Genomic DNA, 2,562 nt, shown 5'->3' on the forward strand with positions numbered 1-2,562 from the left:
CCCCCTTCTCTTCCCCCTCTTCTCTTCTTCCTCGTTGTCATTGATGGCGCCGCTTCTCACCCATTTTTTCCTGACCATGACAATCCCTCCTTCGAGTCCATGATTATTTTCAAGAAAAAAAGGCTTCAAATAACTCCTTATGAGGCGTATTTTATTATTTCTATCAGTGAGTTATCGAATCATGTATGAAAATGGCGACACTTGTCGCAGCAAAACTTGCGACATAGACTGTCGCAACTGCTGGCTAGGATAACCTCAACGCTAAACCAGTGAAGGCATGCACCATGAGTAAGAAGCTGTTACGACAACTGACCTTGGCGCGTTGCATCCCGCACCGCCCTTACAAGCTGACCGCCAGCCAACTTCAGGTAAAACTGGAAGAGGAAGGCATACACGTCAGTCTGCGTACCGTGCAACGGGACCTGGAAGAGATGTCCGGCATGGGCCTGTTCGACCTCACCTCTGATGAGCGCAGCAAGCCTCACGGCTGGTGCTTCGAGCGCCACGGTCTGAACGACTTTGCCAACATCATGCCGCTCTCTCTGGCCGTGGCCCTGAAAACCTGGAGTGACCAGGCGAGCCAACTGTTGCCGGCGAGCGTGCTGACCGAATTGAACCCCCTGGTCGACAAGGCTGGCCAGGTGATCCGCGACAGCCAGAGCGAACTGGCGGAGCGCTGGCTCGAGAGCGTGCACCAGTCGCCACGCCCCTTCGCCGGCAACCCGGAGATCCGTCGCAGCACCCTGATCCGCGATGCCCTGTGGCGTGGCCGCAAGTTCAGCGCCGAGATCCAGCGCGTCATCAAGGAGCGCACCGTGTGGCTCTGCTATGACCGCATCAATCCCCTCGGCATCCTGAACCAGCCAGACGGCCCCGTGCTGCTCTGCACCCTGTCCGAGCTGGATCCCAAGGTCTACGGCATCCCGTTCGATCACATCAAGAACGTGGAGCTGACCAACTTCAGCGCGACCCAGCCGAAGGAGTTCAATATCCAGAAGCTGATCCGCGATCAAGGCTATCAGGACGTCAGCGGTCCCATCCGCTTCGTTGGCCGCATCGATGCCAACTGCCCGACCCTGATCGATGGCCAGATCCCGGGCCACAACCCGCGCATGACCCGCTATGACAAGCGCAGCGTGGTGGTAGAGACAGAGGTGCAGGACACCCCGGAATTCCGCTCCTGGCTGAACAACATGAGCGGCAACCTGGAAGTGCTGGCCCCCGAGTCACTGCGCAAGGCATATCCGACTGGTACCAGCCGGGTTAGCTAACCGAATATCATCCTTGATAATGAAGAGCCGGGATTCGTCCCGGCTTTTGTTTGCTTTTTCAGCATATTTACTCAAATAGTTTTGAACCTTTACACCCCTGATTGAGCCACTTGTACCATCGTTTTCCTGCCGATTTTTGGTTGTGAGAGATCCGCCATTCCCCCTGTAAGACCCCTCAGTGTTGAACCGTACGTGAAGCCATCCAGATGGCATTATGCTTTCCACGGAAACCATTTAACGCATTGATATGTAACTATTTTAATATCATCCGTTCAATAATTATTCATCACAGGACTCCATCCGATCGCATCTCCCGCCTTGTTCCACTGTGCGGTTACCTTAATATGGGTCTCACAAGGACGGCGCAGTTTCGGCAGGATGCAGAAACGACGCCTGAACAGGGAAGGCCACAGGATGTGGCAGGACACCTCAGGATGAGGTTGATAACCCGGATGGTTATCACAAGGAATGACAGGACGGCCGCAGGATGCGGTAGTTGGACACCTCGGGACGAGGCAGAGTGGTAGGATTGCCGCTCTTCAGGATGAAAGGAACCTCGCCGGAGGCGACAGGAACGGCTTCAGGATGAAGCGAGATAATCAGGACGATTATCTGTCAGGAAGACGCAAGGAACACCACGGGATGTGGTAATGGACACCTCCAGGATGGAGAGGGTGAAGCAATCAGGAGCGATTGCCAGGCTAGGATGGCCACAGGACACCCCAACGGATTGGGAAGGGGAAATTCCAAAGGAAAGGATAGAGTCAAGGATTGCAGGGAGCATGGCAGTTCAGGGACTGGACTAGATGACTTGAGGGGACGGCAGACGCCGTCCCCTTTTCTTTTATTCGCTGTTTACAAGAACGACTACCCATATCCACTGCCCGTAGCCAACCACACCTCATCAATCCTCCACACAAGCATCACCAGGCAGAGTTTCATCCGATATAACCGCTGGGTCGTCGTTGTCGCTACAAAACTACCCAGGAGCCTGGAATGGCATCAGGTATGCGGAGCTCCTGAAGTATCCCTACCTCGGAAGACAACGGTTAAATGGGCTCTGTGGCTATCTCGTCCTGAGCTTGCTCTCGAACATGGGTCGAGTGGCAGCGTATGCCTCACCGCGAGAGTAAATAGATAAAGGGAACGCTAGAAGGCGGAGACGAAGAGGGGCAAGCCTCTTGCGAGTGGCTACAGGGGCAGGAACTTGCCACTGACCGATAGTGAGGGTACAAAGCGCTGAGTTTTCAGATAGCAGAAACGAAAAAAACCCAGTCTTTCGACTGGGCTT

General features: G+C 54.5%; 1 protein-coding gene. It reads left to right on the top strand.

Going from position 1 to position 2,562, the window contains the following annotated elements; genetic code table 11:
* Positions 1-284 precede the first annotated feature (284 nt).
* Positions 285-1,271 (top strand): helix-turn-helix transcriptional regulator, encoded by a 987-nt coding sequence (locus CUC44_RS20655; protein ID WP_167388974.1) that lies wholly within the window; start codon positions 285-287, stop codon positions 1,269-1,271.
* Positions 1,272-2,562 lie beyond the last annotated feature (1,291 nt).

The organism is Aeromonas lusitana (assembly GCF_002812985.1).
Lineage (GTDB): Bacteria > Pseudomonadota > Gammaproteobacteria > Enterobacterales > Aeromonadaceae > Aeromonas > Aeromonas lusitana.

What these genes read in the sequence shown, in the direction of transcription:
- CUC44_RS20655 (WP_167388974.1), top strand. Translation starts at nt 285, where the DNA reads ATGAGTAAGAAGCTGTTACGACAACTGACCTTGGCGCGTTGCATCCCG.